At 66.2% G+C, this 23,415-nt stretch carries 17 protein-coding genes; 7 read left to right on the top strand and 10 right to left on the bottom strand.

Annotated features, from left to right (window positions below; genetic code table 11):
• Positions 1–18 precede the first annotated feature (18 nt).
• The 6 genes from BBTA_RS33025 to BBTA_RS33050 all read right to left on the bottom strand — a co-directional run bounded on the left by BBTA_RS33025 (position 19) and on the right by BBTA_RS33050 (position 8,598).
• On the bottom strand, positions 19–1,656 hold the full coding sequence (locus BBTA_RS33025) for an ABC transporter ATP-binding protein (protein WP_012046863.1): 1,638 nt from the start codon (positions 1,654–1,656) through the stop codon (positions 19–21).
• 5 nt (positions 1,657–1,661) lie between these two features.
• A complete protein-coding gene (locus BBTA_RS33030; protein ID WP_012046864.1) occupies positions 1,662–2,837 on the bottom strand; it encodes an ABC transporter permease in 1,176 nt (391 codons plus the stop codon).
• Positions 2,838–2,839: 2 nt separating this feature from the next.
• Complete coding sequence (locus BBTA_RS33035) at positions 2,840–3,952, bottom strand: microcin C ABC transporter permease YejB (protein ID WP_012046865.1); 1,113 nt, start codon at positions 3,950–3,952, stop codon at positions 2,840–2,842.
• A 3-nt stretch (positions 3,953–3,955) separates the two neighbouring features.
• Positions 3,956–5,833, bottom strand: coding sequence for an extracellular solute-binding protein (locus BBTA_RS33040; RefSeq protein WP_201767744.1), 1,878 nt, complete (start codon positions 5,831–5,833; stop codon positions 3,956–3,958).
• The gene (locus tag BBTA_RS33045) at positions 5,830–7,674 is read right to left on the bottom strand and encodes an extracellular solute-binding protein (RefSeq protein WP_012046867.1); all 1,845 of its coding nucleotides are present in this window, start codon (positions 7,672–7,674) and stop codon (positions 5,830–5,832) included. Before BBTA_RS33045 ends, BBTA_RS33040 begins: the two co-directional genes overlap by 4 nt.
• Before the next feature lie 375 nt (positions 7,675–8,049).
• Positions 8,050–8,598 carry a cytochrome c family protein gene (locus BBTA_RS33050; protein ID WP_012046868.1) on the bottom strand — a complete coding sequence of 183 codons (549 nt, stop codon included), beginning with the start codon at positions 8,596–8,598 and terminating at the stop codon, positions 8,050–8,052.
• A 255-nt stretch (positions 8,599–8,853) separates the two neighbouring features.
• On the opposite strand from BBTA_RS33050, the gene BBTA_RS33055 reads away from it, so the two are divergent.
• Together BBTA_RS33055 and BBTA_RS33060 are read left to right on the top strand one after the other, a co-directional pair.
• Positions 8,854–9,594: a 3-deoxy-manno-octulosonate cytidylyltransferase gene (locus BBTA_RS33055; protein WP_012046869.1), complete on the top strand. Its 741-nt coding sequence runs from the start codon at positions 8,854–8,856 to the stop codon at positions 9,592–9,594.
• A 21-nt stretch (positions 9,595–9,615) separates the two neighbouring features.
• Positions 9,616–10,476, top strand: a complete 861-nt coding sequence (locus BBTA_RS33060; protein ID WP_012046870.1) for a prephenate dehydratase — start codon at positions 9,616–9,618, stop codon at positions 10,474–10,476.
• 172 nt (positions 10,477–10,648) lie between these two features.
• Here BBTA_RS33060 and BBTA_RS33065 read toward each other — a convergent pair whose 3' ends face one another.
• A complete protein-coding gene (locus BBTA_RS33065) occupies positions 10,649–11,668 on the bottom strand; it encodes an LLM class flavin-dependent oxidoreductase (RefSeq protein WP_041751049.1) in 1,020 nt (339 codons plus the stop codon).
• A 369-nt stretch (positions 11,669–12,037) separates the two neighbouring features.
• On the opposite strand from BBTA_RS33065, the gene metF reads away from it, so the two are divergent.
• From metF to BBTA_RS33090, 5 genes are all read left to right on the top strand, one after another.
• Positions 12,038–12,955 carry a methylenetetrahydrofolate reductase [NAD(P)H] gene (gene metF, locus BBTA_RS33070; protein ID WP_012046872.1) on the top strand — a complete coding sequence of 306 codons (918 nt, stop codon included), beginning with the start codon at positions 12,038–12,040 and terminating at the stop codon, positions 12,953–12,955.
• Positions 12,955–16,818, top strand: coding sequence for a methionine synthase (metH, locus tag BBTA_RS33075; RefSeq protein WP_012046873.1), 3,864 nt, complete (start codon positions 12,955–12,957; stop codon positions 16,816–16,818). Before metF ends, metH begins: the two co-directional genes overlap by 1 nt.
• Positions 16,819–17,139: 321 nt before the next feature.
• A complete protein-coding gene (locus BBTA_RS33080) occupies positions 17,140–18,273 on the top strand; it encodes an ABC transporter permease (RefSeq protein WP_012046874.1) in 1,134 nt (377 codons plus the stop codon).
• Positions 18,270–18,989, top strand: a complete 720-nt coding sequence (locus BBTA_RS33085) for an ABC transporter ATP-binding protein (protein ID WP_012046875.1) — start codon at positions 18,270–18,272, stop codon at positions 18,987–18,989. Before BBTA_RS33080 ends, BBTA_RS33085 begins: the two co-directional genes overlap by 4 nt.
• Positions 18,986–20,008, top strand: coding sequence for an HlyD family secretion protein (locus BBTA_RS33090; RefSeq protein WP_012046876.1), 1,023 nt, complete (start codon positions 18,986–18,988; stop codon positions 20,006–20,008). Before BBTA_RS33085 ends, BBTA_RS33090 begins: the two co-directional genes overlap by 4 nt.
• Positions 20,009–20,263: 255 nt before the next feature.
• Here BBTA_RS33090 and BBTA_RS33095 read toward each other — a convergent pair whose 3' ends face one another.
• From BBTA_RS33095 to glpK, 3 genes are all read right to left on the bottom strand, one after another.
• Entirely contained in the window at positions 20,264–20,896 is a 633-nt protein-coding gene (locus BBTA_RS33095) for a glutathione S-transferase family protein (RefSeq protein ID WP_041751050.1), read from the bottom strand.
• A gap of 201 nt (positions 20,897–21,097) precedes the next feature.
• Positions 21,098–21,691, bottom strand: a complete 594-nt coding sequence (locus BBTA_RS33100) for an N-acetyltransferase (protein ID WP_012046878.1) — start codon at positions 21,689–21,691, stop codon at positions 21,098–21,100.
• A 2-nt stretch (positions 21,692–21,693) separates the two neighbouring features.
• Positions 21,694–23,196 (bottom strand): glycerol kinase GlpK, encoded by a 1,503-nt coding sequence (gene glpK / locus BBTA_RS33105; protein WP_012046879.1) that lies wholly within the window; start codon positions 23,194–23,196, stop codon positions 21,694–21,696.
• Between the last annotated feature and the right edge of the window lie 219 nt (positions 23,197–23,415).

Raw genomic sequence — 23,415 nt, forward strand, 5'->3', positions numbered from 1 at the left:
CTTGCCATCCGCGCCGGTTCAGTTCGCCGCCGTGCCGTTCGCCGCGGTCTCGTTCCTGAATGCGGCCGCGAACAGGGCGCGGGTGTAGTCGGTCTTCGGGGCCTTGAACAGGTCGACGGCCGGGCCCTCCTCGACCACCTTGCCGTGGCGCATCACGATCAGGTGGCTGGCGAGCGAAGCGACGACGCGCAGGTCGTGCGAGATGAACATGTAGGTGAGGTCGAGCTTGCGCTGCAGGTCGCGCAGCAGCGCGACCATCTGCGCCTGGAACAGCATGTCGAGCGCCGAGGTCGGCTCGTCCAGCACGACGAAGGAAGGCTCAAGCACGACGGCGCGCGCCACCGAGATGCGCTGGCGCTGGCCGCCGGAGAATTCGTGCGGATAGCGGAAGCGCGTCGCCGGATCGAGCCCGACCTCGTTCAGCGCCTTGATGACCTTGGCCTCGCGCTCCTCTTCGCTGAGCCTGGGCTGATGCACGCTGATGCCCTCGGCGATGATGTCGCCGACCGACATGCGCGGGCTGAGCGAGCCGAACGGATCCTGGAACACGATCTGCATGTCGCGGCGGAACGGCCGGACGTCCTTGAAGGACAGTCCCTGGATCTCCTTGCCGAGAAACACGATCGGGCCGTCGGAGGAGATCAGCCGCAGCAGCGCCAGGCCGAGCGTGGTCTTGCCGGAGCCGGATTCGCCGACCACGCCGAGCGTCTCGCCCTTGCGCACGGCGACGCTGACACCGTCCACCGCCTTGATGTGGCCGACGGTGGAGCGGAACAGGCCGCGCTTGATCGGAAACCAGACCTTCAGGTCTTTCGCCTGCATCACCACCGGCTCATTCGGCCGCGGCGGCGCCGGGTCCGGCTTCGGCTCGGCCGCGAGCAGCGCCTTGGTGTAGGGATGCGCGGGTGCGGTGAACACCTGCTCGACCGGGCCCTGCTCGACGATCTTGCCGCCATTCATCACGCAGACCCGGTCGGCGATGCGGCGGACGATGCCGAGATCATGGGTGATGAAGAGCAGGCTCATGCCGAGCCGCGCGCGGATGTCGGCGAGCAGCGCCAGGATCTGCGCCTGCACGGTGACGTCGAGCGCGGTGGTCGGCTCGTCGGCAATCAACAGGTCCGGCTCGTTGGCGAGCGCCATCGCGATCATGACGCGCTGGCGCTGGCCGCCGGAGAGCTGATGCGGATAGCTGCCGAGCCGCGTCTCCGGCTCAGGGATGCCGACCTGGGTGAGCAGTTCGAGCACGCGCTTGCGCGCCGCACTGTTCGAGATCGGCTGGTGCAGTTGCAGGATCTCGCTGATCTGCCGCTCGATCGTGTGCAGCGGATTGAGCGAGGTCATCGGCTCCTGGAAGATGATCGAGATGTCGCTGCCTCTGATCTCGCGCATCTCGCCTTCGGAGAGAGGCAGCAGATCGCGACCCTTGAAGCGGATGCTGCCCGAGGGATGCGAGGCGACCGGATAGGGCAACAGCTTCAGCACCGAGAGTGCGCTGACAGATTTGCCCGAACCGGATTCGCCGACCAGCGCAACGCATTCGCCGCGCTTGATGTCGAACGAGACGTGGTCGACGGCGGTCGTCGCGCGGCCCTGCTGGTGGAAGGCGACCGAGAGATCGCTGACCGATAGAAGCGGCTGGCTCATCGCATCCATGGCGGTCACCTGAACGTCTTGCGTGGATCGAAGGCGTCGCGCACGGCCTCACCGACGAAGATCAGCAGCGACAGCATGATCGCGACCGAGAAGAAACCGGTGAGGCCAAGCCACGGCGCCTGCACATTCGCCTTGGCCTGCGACAGCATCTCGCCGAGCGAGGGTGAGCCCGGCGGCAGGCCGAAGCCGAGGAAGTCGAGCGCGGTGAGCGTCATCACCGAGCTCGACACGATGAAGGGCAGGAAGGTCATGGTCGCGACCATCGCGTTCGGCAGCAGATGCCGCCACATGATGACGGCATTGGAGACGCCGAGCGCGCGCGCCGCCTGGATGTATTCGAAATTGCGGCCACGCAGGAATTCGGCGCGCACCAAGCCGACCAGCGACACCCAGGAGAACAGCAGCATGATCCCGAGCAGCGTGAAGAAGCCGGGCACCAGCACCGCCGACAGGATCAACAGCAGATAGAGATAGGGAATCGCGTTCCAGATCTCGATGAAGCGCTGGAACAACAGGTCGACCCAGCCGCCGAAATAACCCTGCACGCCGCCGGCGGCGATGCCGATGATCGAGGAGAAGAACGTCAAGGACAGGCCGAACAGCACGGAGATGCGGAAGCCGTAGATCAGCCGCGCGACCACGTCGCGGCCCTGATCATCCGTGCCGAGCCAATTGTATTCCAGATCCCGGCAACTCTTCAGCCCCTTCTTCTCGACCACGGGCTTGCACTGCGCCTCGGTCAGCATCCAGGTCGGCGGCGACGGCGCCGGCGTCGGCAGATCGAGATTGTGGGTGGCGTAGGAATAACGGATCAACGGCCAGATCACGGTGCCGCCCTTGTCTGCGATCAGCTTCTGCAGATACGGATCGCGATAATCGGCCGCGGTCTCGAAGTCGCCGCCGAACGCCGTCTCCGGATAGGACACAAAGGCCGGCCAATACAGATGGCCGTCGAACTTGATCAGGAACGGCCGGTCGTTGGCGATCAGCTCGGCGAACAGCGAGACGATGAACAGGAACAGGAAGATCCACAGCGACCAGTAGCCGCGGCGGTTGGCCTTGAAGTTCTGCCAGCGGCGCTGGTTGAGCGGCGACGGCCGGAATCTGTGCCGCGTCGGCGGCACGGCCTCGCCGAGCGGCGCCTGCGTGGTGGTCTCGACGGGGGGCGCGGTTTTGAGCATCGTCAGACCTCCCGCGCCTCGAAGTCGATCCGCGGATCGATCCACATGTAGGTGAGGTCGGAGATCAGATTGACCACCAGGCCCAGCAGCGAGAAGATGTAGAGGTTGCCGAACACGACCGGATAGTCGCGGTTGAGGATGCTCTCGAACGACAGCAGGCCGAGGCCGTCGAGCGAGAAGATGGTCTCGATCAGCAGCGAGCCGGAGAAGAAGGCATGAATGAAGGTGCCGGGGAAGCCGGCGATCACGATCAGCATCGCGTTGCGGAACACGTGGCCATACAGCACCTGGGTCTCGCTGCAGCCCTTGGCCCGCGCGGTCATGACATATTGCTTGCGGATCTCGTCGAGGAACGAGTTCTTCGTGAGCAAGGTCATGGTGGCGAAGGCGCCGAGCGCCATCGACAGCAGCGGCAGCGTGAGATGCCAGAAATAGTCGATGATCTTCCAGTACCACGGGAAGTCGGCCCAGCCGTCTGAGGTCAAGCCGCGCAGCGGGAAGATGTTGAAGAACGAGCCGCCGGCGAACAGGATGATCAGCAGGATGGCGAACAGGAAGCCGGGAATCGCGTAGCCGATGATGATCACGGCCGAGGTCCAGACGTCGAAGCGCGAGCCGTCCTGAACCGCCTTGCGAATGCCGAGCGGGATCGAGATCAGATAGGTCAGCAGGGTCATCCAGATGCCGAGCGAGATCGACACCGGCAGCTTCTCCTTGATCAGCTGCAGCACGGTCGTGTCGCGGAAATAGCTCTTGCCGAAATCGAAGCGGGCGAAGTTCCAGACCATCAGCGCGAAACGTTCCGGCGCCGGCTTGTCGAAGCCGAACTGCTGCTCCAGCTTCTTGATGAAGGCCGGGTCGAGTCCCTGGGCGCCGCGATATTTCGAGTTGGTGTCACCGCCGGACCCCACCTGGCCCGGCGGCCGCGCGCCGAAATCGGAGCCGCTGCCGCCGGAGATGCGCGAGGTGCCGCCAGTGTCGGCGCCGGTCAGCTGCGCGATGACGCGCTCGACCGGGCCGCCCGGCGCGAACTGCACCACGACGAAGGAGATGAACAGGATCCCGAGCAGGGTCGGGAGCATCAGAAACATACGGCGAGCGATATAGGCGGCCATGAACTACTTCGCTTGCTCCAGCTTTGCGGCCTTGGCGGCATCGTACCACCAGATATCGGGGGCGCCCACGCCGGATGCGTATTTCGGCGGCTTCGGCGGGTGGCCGAACTGATCCCAATAGGCGATCGGATGGGTCTGGCGATACCATTGCGGTATCCAGTAATGGCCGGCGCGGAACACGCGATCCAGCGCGCGGCAGGCGAGCGTCAGTTCACCACGGGTGTCGGCGCCGATCGCCTTGGCGACCAGCGCATCGATCGCGGGATTGCTGATGCCGGCGAGATTGTACGAGCCCTTGGTCTTGGCCGCATCGGAGGTGAAGTACGGCCTCAGGCTGTCGCCGGGGGTCGGCGACATCGACAGCCGCTGCACCGTGATGTCGAAATCGAAATCCTCGACCCGCGCGCGGTATTGCACCGCATCGACGATGCGCAGGTCGGCATCGATGCCGAGCGTCTGCAGATTCTTGATCAGGGTGCCGTGATGCGGCTTGAACGACACCTCGTCGATCAGGAACTCGATGCTGAAGACCTCGCCCGATGGCAGCAGCCGCTTGCCGTCCTTGACCGGAAGACCCGCCTGCTGCAGCAGTTGCGTGGCCTTGCGGAGCATCGCGCGGTCCTGGCCCGAGCCATCCGAGACCGGCGGCACGAACGGTTCGCCGAAGACGTCGTCAGGCACCTGGCCGCGGAACGGCTCCAGCAGCTTCAGCTCCTCCGGCGAGGGCGGCCCGACGGCGACCATGTCGGAGTTCTGGAACGGCGACACCGTGCGCGCATAGGCGCCGTACATGATGGTCTTGTTGGTCCATTCGAAATCGAAGGCGTAGGTTAGCGCCTGGCGGACACGGGGGTCCTTGAACTTGTCGCGGCGGGTGTTGACGAACCAGCCCTGGCCGCCCGATGGCGTCTCGTCCGGCAGCAGCTCGCGCTTGACGCGGCCGTCCTTGATCGCCGGGAAATCGTAGCGCGTCGCCCAGATGCGCGAGGTGAACTCCTCGCGAAACAGATAGCTCTTGGCGGTGAAGCCCTCGAAGGCGACGTCGCGATCACGGTAGAATTCGTAGCGCACACTGTCGAAATTGTAGAGGCCGCGGCTGACCGGCAGGTCGGCGGCCCACCAATCCTTGACGCGCTCGAACTCGACGTAGCGGTTGATCTCGTATTTGCCGACCTTGTACGGCCCCGAGCCGAGCGGCACGTCCAGCGGATTCTCGTCGAAGGCACGGTTCGCATACCAGGCCTTGGAGAAGATCGGCAGGGTGACGACGTAGAGCGGCACGTCGCGGGCGCGCTTCTCGACGAAGCTGAGCACGACGGTCGCGTCATCGAGTGCCTCGGCCTTCACGAAGTCGCGCAGCTGCACGACGATCAGCGGATGGCCCTTCTCCTTCAAGGTGTTCAAGGACCAGACGACGTCCTGCGCCGTGATCTTCGAACCGTCGTGGAAGCGCGCCTCGGGACGCAAGGTGAAGCGATAGGTCAGCTTGTCCGGCGAGATCGCCACGGACTTCGCGACCAGCCCATACACCGCATCCGGTTCGTCGGTCGCGCGCACCATCAGGGTGGCAAACGTCATGTCCATGCCCTGCGCGCCCTCACCCTTGAGGACGTAGGCATTGAAGGAATTGAACGTCTGATAGGACTGGTTGTAGGCGCGCACCGAGGGGATCAGCGAGAACATCCCGCCCTTCGGCGCGTCCGGATTGACGTAATCGAAATGAGGGAAGTCGGCCGGATATTTGAGGTCGCCGAACGCCGACATGCCGTGCGAGTCCGCGCCGAACTCCGCGGCCATCGCCGGCTTCAGCAGGGGAACGCCGAGCGCGCCGAGGCCAAGCCCGAGCACGCCGCGGCGCGACAGATGCGGGAGCCGGCTCAAGAGCGCTTCACCTTGGCAGCCTTGTCGGCGTCGTACCACCACAGCGTCGGCCAGCCGGTGCTGGCATATTTGGGGAACGGCTCGAAATGGCTGAAGCGGTCCCAGCGGGCGCTGCGCGCGAACGGATAGGTGAATTGCGGCACGACGTAGAAATTCCACAGCAGCACGCGGTCGAGCGCATGCGTCGCCGCTTCCAGGCTGGCACGGTCCTTGGCGAAGATGATCTTCTCGATCAGTTGGTCGATGGCCGGATTCTTGATGCCGGCCGCGTTCTTCGAGCCCTGCTCGTCGGCCGCCTTGGAACCCCAGAAATCGCGCTGCTCGTTACCGGGCGACAGCGACTGGCCCCAGGTGTCGGTGATAATGTCGTAATCAAAGGTGCGAACCCTTTGCTCATACTGGACGTTGTCGACCTGGCGCACCGTCACGGTGACGCCGAGCCGCTCCAGCGACGGCTTGTAGAACAGCACGATGCGCTCGGACGAGGGATCCTGCACCAGCATCTCGATCGCGACCGGCTTGCCGGCAGGATCGACCAGCTTGCGGTCCTTGATCTCGTAGCCGGCGTCCTTCAGGAGCTTCGTGGCCTCGCGCAGATTGCCGCGCACGTTCTCCGGATTGCCGCCGACCGGGTTCTGGTAGGGCGTGGTGAACACCTCCGGCGGCACCTTGTCGCGCAGCGCCTCCAGCAGCTCGAGCTCCTGGCCCTGCGGCAGGCCCGAGCAGGCAAGATCGGTGCCTTCGAAATAGCTGTTGATCCGCTTGTACTGGCCGAAGAACAGCTGCTTGTTCATCTCCTCGAAATCGAACGCATAGTTGAAGGCGCGGCGCAGCCGGGCATCCTGGAATTGCGGGCGGCGCAGGTTGAACACGAAGCCCTGCATGCGGCCGGAATCGCGGACCGGGAATTCCTCCTTGACCGCGCGCTTGTCGACAATCGCCGGGAATTCGTAGGCCGTGGCCCACTGCTTGGCCGAGTTCTCGTTGATCCAGTCGGCCTGATCGGCCTTGAACGCTTCGAGGGCGACCTGGTTGTCACGGAAGTACTCGTATTGCAGCTCGTCGAAATTGTTCTGGCCGATCCGGACCGGCAAATTGGCGCCCCAATAGTCCTTGACGCGCTCGACCTTGATCGAGCGTCCCGGCACGAAATCCTTGATCCGGTAGGGGCTGGACCCGAGCGGCGGCTCCAGGGTCGTGGCGGTGACGTCGCGCTTGCGCCCCTGCGCATCGGTGCCTTCCCAATAATGCTTCGGCAGCACGATCATCTCGCCGACGATGTGCGGCAGCTCGCGATTGCCCGGACCGTCGAAGGTGAACTTCACCTCGCGGTCGCCGGTCTTCTCGGTCTTGATGACGTGACGGTAGTAGGACGAGTAGAATGGGCTGTTCTTCTTCAACACGTCGAGCGAGAAGATGACATCCTCCGGCGTGACCGGCTTGCCGTCATGCCAGCGCGCCTCCGGGCGCAGCCGATAGATCACCCACGAATAATCGTCGGGGTAGGACGCCGCCTCGGCGAGCAGGCCGTATTCGGTCGAGATCTCGTCCTGCGACCGCGTCATCAGCGTCTCGTAGGGGAGCATCGCGGCCGCGGCGATGTTGCCCTTCACATACATCACGACGATGTTGAAATTGTCGAACGTCCCGAGCGAGATCATCCGGGCCGTGCCGCCCTTGGGCGCGTCGGGATTGACGTAGTCGAAGCGCTTGAAGTCGGCCGGGTACTTCACCTCGCCGAACAGCGACAGGCCGTGGCGCCAGACCAGTTGCTCCCCGGCCTGCGCCTGCGCGGCGTCGAGAGGGGCAAGGCTGGCGGCGGTGCCGAGCGCCGGGACCATCGCAGCGAAGGCGCTGCTCTGCAGGAGCTGTCGTCGGGTAATCGTCAAATGAGACTTCCTCTGAATAAGACCGCTGAGGAGCAGAGTCCGGCGGTGGACGCCCCTGCTCCCAGATCGAACGTTTGATCGTAACCCGTTTGGCGAGGGCGGGTTGCGCCGGCCGGGCAAGGGCGCCCGGAACCTGCGACCCCGTTCCATTCAGGGGACCAATATACGGCAAGGTTTCGACGAATAACCTTGCTTTTTCCTCATGATACCGGGTTGTGAACGGGACGGATGCGACCAAAGGTCCCAAATGGGGCGAAATTGGCCCGCCAAAGCAAAACGGCCGGGCTTGGGGCCCGGCCGTCGAAAACCTGAGAGCTTAGCCTTGGATCACTTGGCCGCGGTCGGCAGCGGCGCCGGATTGTCCGACAGCGAGTTCAGATAGGCCAGCACGTCAGCCCGCTCCGAGTCCTTCTGGATGCCGGCGAAGCCCATCGCGGTGCCCGGGATGTAGCCCTTGGGGTTGGCGATGAACTGGTTCAGCGCGTCGATCGTCCAGGTGCCGCCCTTGGCCTTGATCGCCTGCGACCAGTTGAAGCCGCGGCCTTCGCCGATCTTGTCGCCGACGACGCCCCAGAGGTTCGGCCCGACGCCGTTCTTCTCGCCCTTCGCGAAGGTATGGCAGGCCGCGCACTTCTTGGCGGCGGCGGCGCCCTTCTCGACCGAAGCGGTCTGCAGCAGCTTCTCGATCGGCTCGGCGGCGGCCGGCGCAGCGCCACCCTTGGCGGCGCCCTCGCTCTCCTTGACGGCGATCTCGAAACCCGGCTTCTCGGGCATTTTCGGCGCGAACAGCGCGCCGGCACTGAAGCTCGTCACCAGCACGACCAGACAGGCGGCCAGGACGGCGCCGAGGATTTTGTTCAGTTCGAAGGAGTCCATTTTGGAATCAGGCTCCGAGGGCGGATTTCATTGCTTTTGAGGTCGCGGGGCCGCGACCGTGAATCGCCCCAGGACTCGAAGGCATCGAGACTCGTGAAGGCATCGAGCGGAATCGAGCCGTCGCGCCTCCCCCTGCGGCAGAAGTGAGATATCGGTTTGCCCGTGCTCTGGCAACCCGTATAAGCGGGCGGTTTTTACTGTCTCCACATCGTCCGGACGCGCTGTTGCGACCGGCTCCGACCTGCCGTTCCCCGGATGACCCAACCTAAGATCCTGGTGCTGATTCCTGCCCGCATGGCATCCACCCGCCTGCCCGGCAAGCCGCTGCTCGACATCGCAGGCCTGCCCATGATCGTGCAGGTGCTCCGCCGCGCCCAGGAGGCCAATATCGGCCGGGTCGCTGTGGCCACCGATACGAAGGAGATCGCGGACGCGGTCATTGCCCATGGCGGCGAGGCGGTGATGACCCGGCCGGACCATCCCTCCGGATCGGATCGGATCTACGAGGCGTCGTGCAAGCTCGATCCCGCTGGCGAAGCAGAGATCGTCGTCAACCTGCAGGGCGACTTCCCGACCATCCTGCCGCAGAACATCCGCGACGTGCTGCTGCCGCTGTCCGATCCGGCCGTGGATATCGCCACGCTTGCAGCCCAGATCCACACCGCCGAGGAGGACGCCGCGCCGAGCGTGGTGAAGGCGGTCGGCTCCCCGATCGGCGAGCGGCGACTGCGTGCGCTGTATTTCACCCGCGCCACCGCGCCTCACGGCGACGGACCACGCTACCATCATATCGGCCTCTACGCCTATCGCCGTGCCGCCCTGGAACGCTTCGTCAGCCTGCCGCCCTCGCCGCTCGAGCTTCAGGAGAAGCTGGAGCAGCTGCGCGCGCTGGAGGCCGGCATGCGGATCGACATCGGCATCGTCGATACCGTACCGCGGGGGGTCGATACCCCGCCCGATCTCGAAACCGCACGCCGGCTTTTGTCCAAGGCTTGAGCCGCTGCTACAAGGCCCGTCATGAGCAAGATCTTGAAAATCGCATTCCAGGGCGAGCCGGGAGCCAATTCCCACATCGCCATTTCCGAGGCCTATCCGACCGCAGAGGCCATGCCCTGCCCGACCTTCGAGGATGCGCTGAGCGCAATCTCCTCCGGCGAGGCCGATCTCGGCATGATCCCGATCGAGAACTCGGTCGCGGGCCGCGTCGCCGACATCCACCATCTGCTGCCGGCCTCCGGCCTCTCCATCATCGGCGAGTGGTTCCTGCCGATCCGTCACCAGCTGATGGCGCTGAAGGGCACCAAGCTCGCCGACATCAAGACCGTCGAGAGTCACGTTCATGCGCTCGGCCAGTGCCGCCGCATCATCCGCCAGCTCGGCGTGCGGCCGATCGTGGCCGGCGACACTGCCGGCAGCGCGCGGGACGTGTCCCAGCGCGGCGACAGGAGCGTTGCAGCGATTGCCTCGCGCCTGGCCGCGGAGATCTATGGCCTGGAAATCCTCGCCGAGGACATTGAGGACGAGGCCCACAACACCACCCGCTTCGTCGTGCTGGCGCGCGAGCCGCAATGGGCCGAGCAGAACTCCGGCCCGCTGGTGACGAGCTTCGTGTTTCGCGTCCGCAACCTGCCCGCCGCGCTCTACAAGGCGCTGGGCGGCTTCGCGACCAACGGCGTCAACATGACCAAGCTCGAGAGCTACATGGTCGACGGCAATTTCTTCGCCACGCAATTCTATGCCGATGTCGACGGCCATCCCGAAGACAAGGGACTCGCCTTCGCGCTGGAGGAATTGAAGTTCTTCTCGCGCGAGCTGCGTATCGTCGGCGTCTATCCGGCGCACCCGTTCCGTGCCACGTTCAGCGAACGGATGGAGTGACGCTCTGCTGCCGCCTCGGCGAAGGCCGGGGCCGACGACCGCCGGATCGAATGGTCGCAGCAAAGTCTCTCCTACCGCTGCCTCACCCAGACATCACGCGGAATGGATCCAGGGCCGGCGGCCAGGCAGCGCTGTTGCGCTGCCTGGCCTTGCCCGAGACGACGGCAAAAACTCACGCCGCCGCCTTCCGCTCCAGGCCGAAGGCGTCGGCGAGCAGGCTGTAGGAGCGCTTGCGGGCGTCGTGATCGAAGATCGCGGTGATCACCATCAGCTCGTCGGCCTGGCTCGCCGCGATCATCGGGTCGAGCTTGGCGCGCACCGTCGCCGGCGAGCCCACGAACAGGCGCGAGCGGTTGCGCGCGATCGAGGCGCGATCCGCGTCTGTATACGGATAAGCCGCCGCTTCCTCCGGGCTCGGCAGCGGCAGGAATTGACCGCGGTCGCGCCGCAGGCGGTTCAGATCCATCGATGACGCGAGCCGCTCGGCCTCCGCGTCGGTCTCGGCCGTGACCACGGCCACCGCCAGGATGGCATGCGGCTGCGCGCGCCAGCGCGACGCCGTGAAATGCGCGCGGTAAGTGGTCATCGCATCGATCGCATCATGATTAGCGAAATGATGCGCGAAGCCAAAACCCATACCGAGCTGCGCAGACAGCTCGCTGGAATAGTCGCTGGAGCCGAGCAGCCAGATCGGCGGCAGCGGCGCATCGTCGGGCATCGCGATGACGTTGTTGTAGGGATGGCCGGCCGGAAACTCGCGGGTCTCCCACAACATCAGCTCGTGCAGCCGCTCCAGGAAGTCGTCGCCCTCGCGGCGGTCGAGCCGGCTCCTCAACGCATACGCCGTGGTGCCGTCGGTGCCGGGCGCCCGTCCCAGGCCGAGATCGATGCGGCCGGGGAAGAGGGCTTCCAGCATCTTGAAGCGCTCGGCGACGACCAGCGGCGCGTGATTGGGCAGCATCACGCCGCCGGAGCCGACGCGGATGTGCTTGGTGGCGGCCGCGATCTGCCCAATCATGATGTCCGGCGACGGGCTCGCCACCGAGGGCAGGCTGTGATGCTCGGCCAGCCAATAGCGGACATAGCCGAGCCGATCGACATGGCGCGCCAGATCGATGCTGTTGCGCAGCGCCGCCGACGGAGGCGTCGCCGTGGTGGTGACCGAGAGGTCGAGGACTGAGAGCGGGATCATGCCGTCAACGTAGTGACTGCACCGCGGGCCACAATGGGCCAATCGCGCCGGTGACCTGCCGCAAACGCAGAGATTGGCTCGAATATGATTGGGACAGATCGCCTGTATACAATTTGATCTTTCCCTTGTCCCACACGCTCATTCGCGTAGGAATCGGCATTTTTGCTCACAAATCCCTGGCCTTAAGCATTCTCGTTTTGCCCAACGGCCAGTATTGCCGCCTTTCAAAACACATATCTCTCATAAAAGTGGGCAAAATCCCATTGTTGGTGGGCTGTATATTGCGTCGCACTTCCCCTATCTTGGCGGCTCCAAGGGACGATCCCCTCTTGAGTTGAAATTTACGCGCCATCGGGAAGCTGCGCCGCCATGACCGACCTCGCCACCGCCATCACCGACGGACATGCCGCGATCATCCGGCCGAAAATCTCCTTCGAGTTCTTCCCGCCGAAGACCGAGGAGATGGAGAGGACGTTGTGGACCTCGATCGAGCGCCTCGCCCCGCTGGAGCCGAGCTTCGTCTCGGTGACCTATGGCGCTGGCGGCTCGACGCGCGAGCGCACCCACGCCACCATCGCGCGCATCCTGAAAGAGACCGCGCTCTTGCCGGCGGCGCATCTCACCTGCGTCGGCGCCTCGCGCCACGAGATCGACGAGGTCGTCGACCGCTATCACGAGGTCGGCGTCCGCCACATCGTCGCGCTGCGCGGCGATCCGCCCGGCGGCATCGGCACGCCCTATTACACCCATGCCGAGGGCTATCAGAGCTCGCCCGAGCTGATCGCCGGCATCAAGAAGCGTCACCCCGACATCGAGATCTCGGTGTCGGCCTATCCGGAGAAGCACCCCGAGAGCCGCGACTTCGACGCCGACATCGACATGCTCAAGGCCAAGGTCGATGCCGGCGCGACCCGCGCCATCACCCAGGTGTTCTTCGACAACGATCTCTACTTCCGCTACCTTGATCGCGTCCGCGCCCGCGGCATCGACATTCCGATCGTGCCCGGCATCATGCCGATGCACAATTTCAAGCAGGCGCGCGGCTTCGTCACGCGCGCCGGCACCACGGTGCCGGACTGGCTGGCCGAGAAGTTTGACGGCCTCGATGACGATCCGGAGACCCGCAAGCTGGTCGCGGCGACCGTCGCCGCCGGCCAGGTGCACAAGCTCGCCAAGCATGGCGTCGACACCTTCCATTTCTACACCATGAACCGCGCCGACCTCGTCTTCGCGATCAGCCATCTGCTTGGCATCCGTCCGAAGTCCGCCAACAAGGCTGCCGCCTGATGTCCGCTCCCGTCTCGCCCGCGCGTACCGCCTTTCTCACGGCTGCCCGTGAGCGCATCCTGATTCTCGACGGCGCCATGGGCACGATGATCCAGGCGCTGCAGTTCGACGAGGCCGCGTTCCGCAGTGAGCGGTTCAAGGACTTCCATCGCGACCTCCGTGGCAACAACGACCTCTTGATCCTCACCCAGCCCGAGGCGATCGAGGACATCCACGCGCAATACCTGCGCGCCGGCGCCGACATCGTCGCCACCAACACGTTCTCCGCGACGTCGATCGCACAGGCCGATTACGATCTCTCCGACATCATCTACGAGCTCAACCGCGAAGGCGCCCGGCTCGCGCGCAATGCCGCGACCCGTGTCGCCGCCGAGGACGGCAAACAGCGCTTCGTCGCCGGCGCGATGGGCCCGACCAACCGCACCGCCTCGATCTCGCCTGATGTCTCCAACCCCGGCTACCGTGCCGTCACGTTCGACGACTTGCGCATTGCCTATGGCGAGCAGGCGCGCGGGCTGCTCGACGGCGGCGCCGACCTGCTGCTGGTCGAAACCATCTTCGACACGCTGAACGCCAAGGCGGCGCTGTACGCGATCGCCGAGCTGTGCGAGGCGCGCGGCATCGACGTGCCCGTGATGATCTCGGGCACCATCACCGACAAGTCCGGCCGCCTGCTGTCGGGCCAGATGCCCGAGGCGTTCTGGAATTCGGTGCGTCACGCCAAGCCGCTGACCATCGGCTTCAACTGCGCGCTCGGCGCCGAGGATCTGCGCGCCCATGTCGCCGACATCGGCCGCGTCGCCGATACCTTGGTCTGCGCCTATCCGAATGCCGGCCTGCCCAACGAGTTCGGCCAGTATGACGAGACGCCGGCCTACATGGCGCGGCTGATCGGCGAGTTCGCCCGCGACGGCCTCGTCAACATCGTCGGCGGCTGCTGCGGCACCACGCCGGACCATATCGCGGCGATCGCCGCCGCGGTCGCCCCGCACAAGCCGCGCGCCGTGCCTGAGATCGCGCCGCGGCTGCGGCTGTCGGGCCTGGAGCCGTTCGAGCTGACGCCGGAGATTCCGTTCGTCAATGTCGGCGAGCGCACCAACGTCACGGGTTCTGCCAAATTCCGCAAGCTGATCACCGCCGGCGACTACACCGCGGCGCTGCAGGTGGCGCGCGACCAGGTCGAGAACGGCGCCCAGGTCATCGACGTCAACATGGACGAGGGCCTGCTGGACTCGGAAGCCGCGATGCGGACCTTCCTCAACCTCGTCGCCGCCGAGCCGGATATCGCCCGCGTTCCGGTGATGGTCGATTCCTCGAAGTTCCACGTCATCGAGGCCGGCCTGAAATGCGTTCAAGGCAAGCCAGTCGTGAACTCGATCTCGCTCAAGGAGGGCGAGGAGAAGTTCATCCACGAGGCCAAGATCGCGCGCCGCCACGGCGCCGCCGTGGTCGTGATGGCGTTCGACGAGACCGGCCAGGCCGACACCTACAAGCGCAAGACCGAGATCTGCGCCCGCGCCTACAAGATCCTGGTCGAGCAGATCGGCTTCCCGCCCGAGGACATCATCTTCGACCCGAACATCTTCGCGATCGCCACCGGCATCGAGGAGCATAACAATTACGGCGTCGACTTCATCGAGGCGACACGCTGGATTCGCTCGAACCTGCCGCATGCGCATGTCTCGGGCGGCGTCTCCAATCTCTCGTTCTCGTTCCGCGGCAATGAGCCGGTGCGCGAGGCGATGCATTCGGTGTTCCTGTATCACGCCATCAAGGCCGGCATGGACATGGGCATCGTCAATGCCGGTCAGATGATCGTCTATGACGACATCGATCCCGAGCTGCGCCAGGTGTGCGAGGACGTCGTGCTCAACCGCGACCCCGGCGCCTCGGAGCGGCTGCTCGCACTCGCCGAAAAGTTCCGCGGCCAGGGCAAGCAGACCAAGGAGGCCGATCTCGCCTGGCGCGACTGGCCGGTCGACAAGCGCCTGTCCCACGCGCTGGTGCATGGCATCACCGAGTTCATCGAAGTCGACACCGAAGAGGCGCGCGCCGCGTCGACGCGGCCGCTCGACGTCATCGAAGGCCCGCTGATGGCCGGCATGAACGTGGTCGGCGATCTCTTCGGCGACGGCAAGATGTTCCTGCCGCAGGTCGTGAAATCGGCACGCGTGATGAAGCAGGCGGTGGCCTATCTGATGCCGTTCATGGAGGCCGAGAAGGCCGCCAACAAGGGCCGTGCCAATGAGCGCTCCAACGCCGGCAAGATCGTGCTCGCGACCGTCAAGGGCGACGTCCACGACATCGGCAAGAACATCGTCGGCATCGTGCTCCAGTGCAACAATTTCGAGGTCATCGACCTCGGCGTCATGGTGCCCGCCGCCAAGATCATCGAGACGGCGAAGACCGAGAATGCCGACATCATCGGCCTCTCCGGCCTGATCACGCCGTCGCTCGACGAGATGGCCTATCTGGCCTCCGAGATGGAGCGCCAGGGCCTCAACATGCCGCTCCTGATCGGCGGCGCGACGACGAGCCGCGTCCACACCGCCGTCAAGATCGACCCGAACTACCAAAGCGGCCCGGTGGTGCATGTCAACGACGCCAGCCGCGCCGTCGGCGTCGCCTCCTCGCTGCTGTCGGCGGAGCGCAAGGATGCCTATGCCGCCGAGATCCGGACCGAATATCAGAAGATCGCCGCCGCCCATCTGCGCGGCCAGGCCGACAAGAAGCGGCTGAAGCTTTCCGACGCCCGCGCCAACGCGCCGAAGATCGATTTCGCCAAAGCGAGGCCGGTCAAGCCGACCTTCCTCGGCGTCAAGACCTTCGCCGACTACGACCTCGCCGAGCTCGTGCCCTATATCGACTGGACGCCGTTCTTCCAGACCTGGGAGCTCGCCGGCCGCTTCCCGGCCATCCTCGACGACGCCAAGGTCGGCGAGGCCGCGCGCGCGCTCTATGATGACGCGCTCAAGATGCTGAAGCGCATCGTCGACGAGAAGTGGTTCACCGCGCGCGCCGCGATCGGCTTCTGGCCGGCCAATGCCGAAGGCGACGACATCGTGCTCTATGCCGATGACAGCCGCACCGAGCGGATTGCGACGCTGCATACGCTGCGCCAGCAGCTCGAAAAGCGCGAGGGCCGCTTCAACACCGCCCTGTCCGACTTCGTCGCGCCCGTGGGTTCGAGCGTGCCGGACTATGTCGGCGGCTTCGTGGTCACCGCCGGCCTCGGCGAGGACGCGGTGGCCGACCGCTTCAAGAACGCCAATGACGACTACTCCTCGATCCTGGTGAAGGCGCTGGCCGATCGTCTGGCCGAGGCGTTCGCCGAGCGGCTGCATGCCCGCGTCCGCCGCGAGTTCTGGGCCTATGCCCCAGACGAGGCGCTCTCGCCCGACGACCTGATCCTGGAGAAGTACCAGGGCATCCGTCCCGCACCGGGCTATCCGGCGCAGCCCGATCACACCGAAAAGGCGACGCTGTTCGAACTGCTGGATGCCGAAAACAACGCCGGCGTCCGCCTGACCGAGAGTTTTGCGATGTGGCCGGGCTCGTCGGTCTCGGGCCTGTATTTCGCCTCGCCGGAGAGCTTCTATTTCGGCGTCGGCAAGATCGAGCGCGACCAGGTCGAGGACTACGCCACGCGCAAGGGCATGACGGTCGCCGAAGTCGAACGCTGGCTGGCGCCGATCCTGAACTACATCCCGGCCCGCGGCGGCCAGGAGGCCGAGACATCGCGCGCCACGACAGCGCCCGCTCCGGCCAACGACACCGCCCCCGCCGAACTCGCCGGCCACCCGCCCGGCTGCACCTGCGCGGTGCATCTCGCCTGGCGTAAGAAGGCCGTCGGCGCGAAATAGCCGGCACTGCCTCGACATACACAGCCGTCGTCCCTCGAACGCGGGGACCTGCCGCGTGATCTACCGGTCGTCGGCGGTGGCCGACATCGAGCGCCACAACAACTCCCTGTGGTTATAGGTCCCCGCGTTCGCGGGGACGACACCGCCTTTGACGCACTCTGGTCGGCGCGCATGAGGCACTCGCCGGCGTCCCTCCCCGTGTCCCCCGCGCCACGGCGGCTGCGAATGACAAAGCGCCACAGTGGCCGTCATGCGATGCAGCGTGGACATCTCCGCCGTAACCGGCTGAAATAGACCTGGGGCGTCGGGTGGTTGTCGTTCATGTCGCTGCAGTTCAGGCTTGCGTCGCGAAACCTGTTTCATGACAGGCTGCGCTTCATCGCCACCATCATCGGCATCATCTTCTCGATCGTGCTGGTGACCGTGCAGATGGGCCTCTATGTCGGCTTCCGCCTGATGGTCACGACCATGATCGACCACGCGCCGGCCGAGCTCTGGATCATGCCGGTCGGCACCAAATGTTTCGAAGACCCCTCGCTGCTCGACGAGCGGCAGCGGTTCCGGGCGCTGGCGGTTCCGGGCGTCGCCGAGGCCACGCCGCTGGTGATCGGCTACGCGCAATGGCGGCTGCCGCAGGGCACCACGACGCCGGTGTTCGTGGTCGGCTCGGAATTGCGCGGGCTCGGGCTGCATCCCTGGAACGTGGTCGAGGGCCGGCTCGACGACCTCTCGGTGCCCGGCGCCGTCGCGATCGACCAGACCTATTTCGAGCGGCTCGGCATCACCGGCGTCGAGCAGGCCGCCGAGCTGCGCGATCGCAAGGTGCAGGTGATGGCGGTCACCAAAGGCATCCGCTCGTTCACGACCACGCCTTACGTGTTCACCGATGTCGAGCGTGCACGCAGCTTTACCGGCATTGCACCGAACAAGGCGTCCTATCTGCTGGTGAAGCTCGCGCCGGGGGCGGACCTCTGGACCGTGCAGCAGGCGGTGCGCGCCAATCTGGCCGATGTCGAGGTGCTGACGGCCGCCGAGTTCGCCAGCCGCAGCCGCTCATTCTGGCTGTTCGGCACCGGTGCGGGCGCGGCGCTGTTCGCGGGCGCGTTGCTCGGCCTCATCGTCGGCACCGTGATCGTGGCACAGACACTGTATTCCAGCACCAAGGATCACATCAACGAGTTCGCCACGCTGCGCGCGATCGGCTCGACCAGCCGCTACATCTACACGGTGATCATCTGGCAGGCGCTGCTCAGCGCCATTGTCGGCTTCGCCGGCGCCGCCGCGATCGGCAAGATCGTCGCGGCCGCGACCGCGGAATCGGCGCTGCCGGTGATCATGACGCCGCTGCTGACGGTCGCGCTGTTCGTCCTGACATTGACGATGTGCATCGGCTCGGCGATTGCGGCGATCGTGAAGGTGATGCGGATCGACCCGACCTTGGTGTTCTCGCGATGACCGAGATTGTGCTCGAGGCCACCGATCTCGTCCACCACCTCGGCCAGGGCGCCGGCCGGGTGCAGGCGCTGAAGGGCGTGAGCCTCGCGCTGAAGGGCGGCGAACTGGTGCTGCTGATGGGTCCGTCCGGCAGCGGCAAGACCACGCTGCTGTCGATCCTGGGCTGCCTGATGACGCCGGATGCCGGCACGGTGAAGGTCGGTGGCCAGGCCGTTGCGGCGCTCGATGCCGAGGCGCTGGCGAAGCTCCGGCGCGAGCGCATCGGCTTCATCTTTCAATCCTATCATCTGTTTCCGACGCTCAACGCCGAGGACAATGTCCGGCTCGCGCTCGACGTCCGCGGCGAGCGCGCGCGGGCCGCGAAGCTGGCGGCGCGCGAGGTGCTCGCCACGGTCGGTCTCGGCCACAAGCGCAAATCGCTGCCGCGCGAGCTCTCCGGCGGCGAGCAGCAGCGCGTCGCGATCGCCCGCGCCATCGTCGGCAAGGCGCAAGTCATTCTCGCCGACGAGCCGACCGGCGCGCTCGACACCGCCAACGGCCAGGCGGTGATGGCCCTGCTTGCCGACATCGCCAAGGACCCGGCACGCGCCGTGCTGGTGGTGACGCACGATCCGCGCATCCTGCCCTTCGCCAGCCGCGTCATCCATATCGAGGACGGCCGCATTGTCAGCGAGGAGAGCGGCGGCGAGTCCATGAAGAAGGTCTCAAACGCATGACATCGGCAGTTTCACATCGCACCGCCGCGCTCGGGCTGGTCGCGGCAGCGGCCTTCGCACTGGCCGTTGCACCGGCCTGGATCGCGCCACCGGCGCGCGCGGCCAATGCCCAGGACGAGCGCTGGCTCGCCGTCGCGCCCGGCCGAGTCGAGCCGGCCTCCGGCCTGATCAAGCTCGGCGCGCCCGTGGTAGCGCCGATCCTGGAGGTGCTGGTCAAGCCGGGCGAGACCGTGTTCGCCGGCCAGGCCTTGCTGCGCCTTACTGACGCCGAGGCCCGTGCCCAGCTCGCCAGCGCCGAGGCGCAGGCCGCGATGCGCAAGCGCGTGCGCAACAAGGAATCGACGCCGTCAGGCGCCGGGCCGCGGCGCCGCGCCGAGGATGGCGTCGCCGACGCGCAGGCGGCAGTGTTCGACGCGCGCACAGCGCTCGACAAGGCGGTGGCCGAGCGGCGGGCGGGACGCGGCGCGGATGGTGATGTCGAGAGCGCGCGCACGCAGCTCGCCAATGCGCAGGCCAAGCTCGAGCAGCAGGCCGACGAACTGCGCAAGGTCACCGCCGATGCACCGCTGCCGGTCAGCGTCGAGGGACAACTCAATGTCGCGCGCAGCGACCTTCAGGGCGCCCGCGCGACCCTGGAGAAGCTCACGATCCGCGCGCCGCTCGACGGCACCGTGCTGCAGGTCAATGCGCGCGCCGGCGAGATCGCCGCGCCGCAAGCGACCCAGCCGCTGGTGCTGCTCGGCGACATGTCGGCGTTGCGCGTGCGCGCCGAGCTCGACCAGCGCGACCTCGACAAGATCAAGGTCGGCCAGCAGGCCGTGGTCCGCTCCGACGCCTTCCGCGGCCGCGATATCGCCGGCAAGGTCGCAAGCATCGCGCCGCTGGTCGAGAGCAGCCGCACGGCTGCGCTCAGCCAGCGCAACATGACCGACGTCGACGTCGTCGAGGTGCTGGTCGATCTCGCTGAGCCGGGCCCATTCGCGGTCGGCATGAAGGTGGATGTGTATTTCAGGCCGTGAGCCTAGCGTGGCCGGCGTTCAATGATCGCCGTAGGCTGCGCCGCACGCTCCCCTGCTCACCCTCCCCTGGAGGGGAAGCGTCGCTCGCACGCAAAGCGGGCGAGCGGGGTGGGGTGAAGCCACGGGCGACGGCGGATGTGGAGAGATCACCCCGCCTCTCGTTTCGCTGCGCTCATCGTGAGGCGCCCCTCCCCCTCCAGGAGAGGGTGAGCAGCGAGCCGGAGGCGGTCGTCCGCCGTCTCCAAACTCGCCACCTCAATCGCCGCTCGGCGGGGCTAGCGGCTGCACGATGTCCTGGAATGCCGGCAGCGCTTCGCACGTCGCCGCGTGAGCCGCCAACGCCGGATAGCGCGTCTCATCAAACAGATGCGGATGTGCCTCCGACGTGAAGCGGAGAACGCAGGCGACGGCGATGTCGGCGTGGCCGATGTGCTCGCCATACCAATAGTCCGTGGTCACGCCCGCGCGCTCGACCTCCAGCATCGAAAGCACGCCGGAGATCTGCGTCTCGCAGCGCGCCACCCATAGCGCCAGGCGGTCCTTGCGCAGCACGCGCTCGTAGATCAGGCTGACGGCCTTGTCGCCGAGCCCGGTCGCGAGCGCGATCGTGTGCAGCTGTTTCCGGCGCAACGGCCCGTGCGGCGCCAGCATCGCGCGCTCCGGCCCGACGGTCTCGTCGAGATGATCGAGGATCGCGGCCGAATCGATCAGCGCCTCGCCATCGTCGAGCACCAGCACCGGGACGCGCAGCAGCGGATTATACGGCGCGATCTTGTCGGCATCACCGAAGGTCGACCACGGCCTGTGCTCGAACGGCAGGCCATACAGCCGTAGCGCAATCGCAGTGCGGCGGACGAAGGGCGAGTCGTACTGGCCGATCAGGAACATGGCGCGTCCTCCTATGCGCGGCATTGAAGCGCCATTTGCGGCTGCTGTCACCCGCATTGGCTCACGCTCTCCGCTGTCATGGGCGGGCTTGTCCCGGCCATCCACGTCTCTCGTGACGCCGAACATGGATGCCCGGGTCAAGCCCGGGCATGACGACCGAGATTGGAGCTTCGCGATCGGTTCATCACGGGCAGGCCCGACCTAGCCGAGCAGCGGCACATGCGCCGCGACATTGCGCGGCAGGGTGCCGTCGAGCCGCGGATCCGGGGCAAGCTCGATCTGGCGACGATACGGGCGGAAGCCGCAACGCTGGTAGAAGGCCAGCGCGCGCGGATGATCCAAGCTGCAGGTGTGCACCCAGAGGCGCGTCAGCGGCTGCGCCCAGGCGCGCTGCAGCGCGCGGTTCATCAGCAGGCGGCCGGCCCCGGTGCCGATCAGCTTCGACGTGACGCCGAACAGCACCAGCTCGCACTCGTTCTTGTTGCGGAAGTCGAGCTCCAGCAGGGCCTCGTCGCCGCTATCATGCGCCAGCGTGTAGATCTCGACGCCGTCAGCGCGGATAGTGGCGGCGAGCTCGGCGTCGTTCATCCGCAGGCGCTGCGACCACAGCCATTCGCGGCCGACGCGGCTGTAGAGGTCGCGGTACCAGTCGAGACCGGGCTGCGCGACGCGGCGAACGCTCCAGTCGCCGGCCGGATCGGGCGGCAGCACTGGTGGCGCCAGCATCTCGAGCGAAGTCACGATCGCGGCGATCTTTCCGGGCGGGATATCGAAATAACCGTCAGGAATGGACATCCCTACTCGCCCTCGTCGCTCGCCAACACGCCCTTCACCGCGCGGGCCCAGCCGGCCAGCTTGCGCTGGCGCGTGGCCGCGCTCATCGCCGGCTTGAAGCGATGCTCCAGCCGCCAATTGTCGGCGAACTTTTCCGGCTCCGGATAGACGCCCGCATTGAGGCCGGCGAGATAGGCGGCTCCTAACGCGGTGGTCTCCTGGATCATCGGACGGTCGACCGGCGCGTCGAGCAGGTCGGCGAGGCGCTGCATGGTCCAATCGGAGGCGGTCATGCCGCCGTCGACGCGCAGCACGATGGTGGCCGCCGACGCATCCGGCCAGTCGGCGCGCATCGCCGCCCACAGATCGTAGGTCTGGTAGCAGACGCTCTCCAGCGTCGCGTGCGCAAGCTCGGCCGGGCCGGTGTTGCGGGTCAGCCCGAACAGCGCGCCGCGCACGCGCGGATTCCAATACGGCGCCCCCAAGCCGACGAAGGCCGGTACCAGATAGACCGACTGCATCGAATCGGACTTGTCGGCGAGCGGGCCGGTCTCGGCGGCATGTTTGATGATGCCGAGCCCGTCGCGCAGCCACTGCACCGCCGAGCCGGCGACGAAGATCGAGCCTTCGAGCGCGTAGGTCCTGACGCCGCCCAGCTGATAAGCGATGGTGGTCAGCAGCTTGTTGTTCGACTTCACCGGCGTGGCGCCGGTGTTGAGCAGCGCGAAGCAGCCGGTGCCGTAGGTCGACTTCATCATGCCGGGCGTGAAGCAGGCCTGGCCGATGGTCGCCGCCTGCTGGTCGCCGGCGATCCCTGAGACCTTGATCGGGCCGCCGAACAGGTCCGGCGTGGTGGTGCCGAACTCGGCGGACGAGTCCTTCACCTCGGGCAGCATCGAGCGCGGCACGCGCAGGAGCTTCAGCAGCGTGTCGTCCCACTGCCCGGTGTGGATGTTGAACAGCAGCGTGCGCGAGGCATTGGTGGCGTCGGTCGCGTGCACCCGCCCCCCTGTCAGGCGCCACAGCAGGTAGCAGTCGACAGTGCCGAACAACAGCTCGCCGCGCTCGGCCCGCTCGCGCGCGCCCGGAACGTGGTCGAGGATCCAGGCGACCTTGGTGCCGGAGAAATAGGGATCGATGATCAGGCCGGTCTTGGCGCTGACATCCGGCTCGTAGCCGTCGGCCTTGAGCTTGGCGCAGATGTCGGCGGTGCGGCGGTCCTGCCAGACGATGGCGCGGTGGACCGCCTGGCCGGTGGCGCGGTCCCACACCACGGTCGTCTCGCGCTGGTTGGTGATGCCGATCGCGGCGATGTCCTTGGCCTTGATCCCGGCTTTATCCAGCGCGTCGCGGCAGGTCATCACCGTCGAGGTCCAGATGTCCTCCGGCTCGTGCTCGACCCAGCCCGAGGCCGGGAAATGCTGCGGGAATTCCTGCTGCGCGACCGCGGCGATCGAGATGTCGGAGCGGAACACGATCGCGCGCGAGGACGTGGTGCCCTGATCGATGGCCAGCACGAAGGACATGGGGGTTTCTTCCCGGGAAGTTGACGACGTTGGCGACAAGCAAGCGGATTGGGACGGGAAGGTCAAGGAGGTTGGGGTCACGCGCCGCCCGCACGCTGCAGCGGAAGTCGGCTCCGCTGCGCATGACTGCGCCCTCGCCCCTTGCGGGAGAGGGCTACACTGGCGGACGCTCCAAGCTCATTCGGGTGAGGGGTTGGTGCCACATTTGAGCTCTGAGTA

The sequence above is a fragment of the Bradyrhizobium sp. BTAi1 genome (assembly GCF_000015165.1).
GTDB lineage: Bacteria > Pseudomonadota > Alphaproteobacteria > Rhizobiales > Xanthobacteraceae > Bradyrhizobium > Bradyrhizobium denitrificans.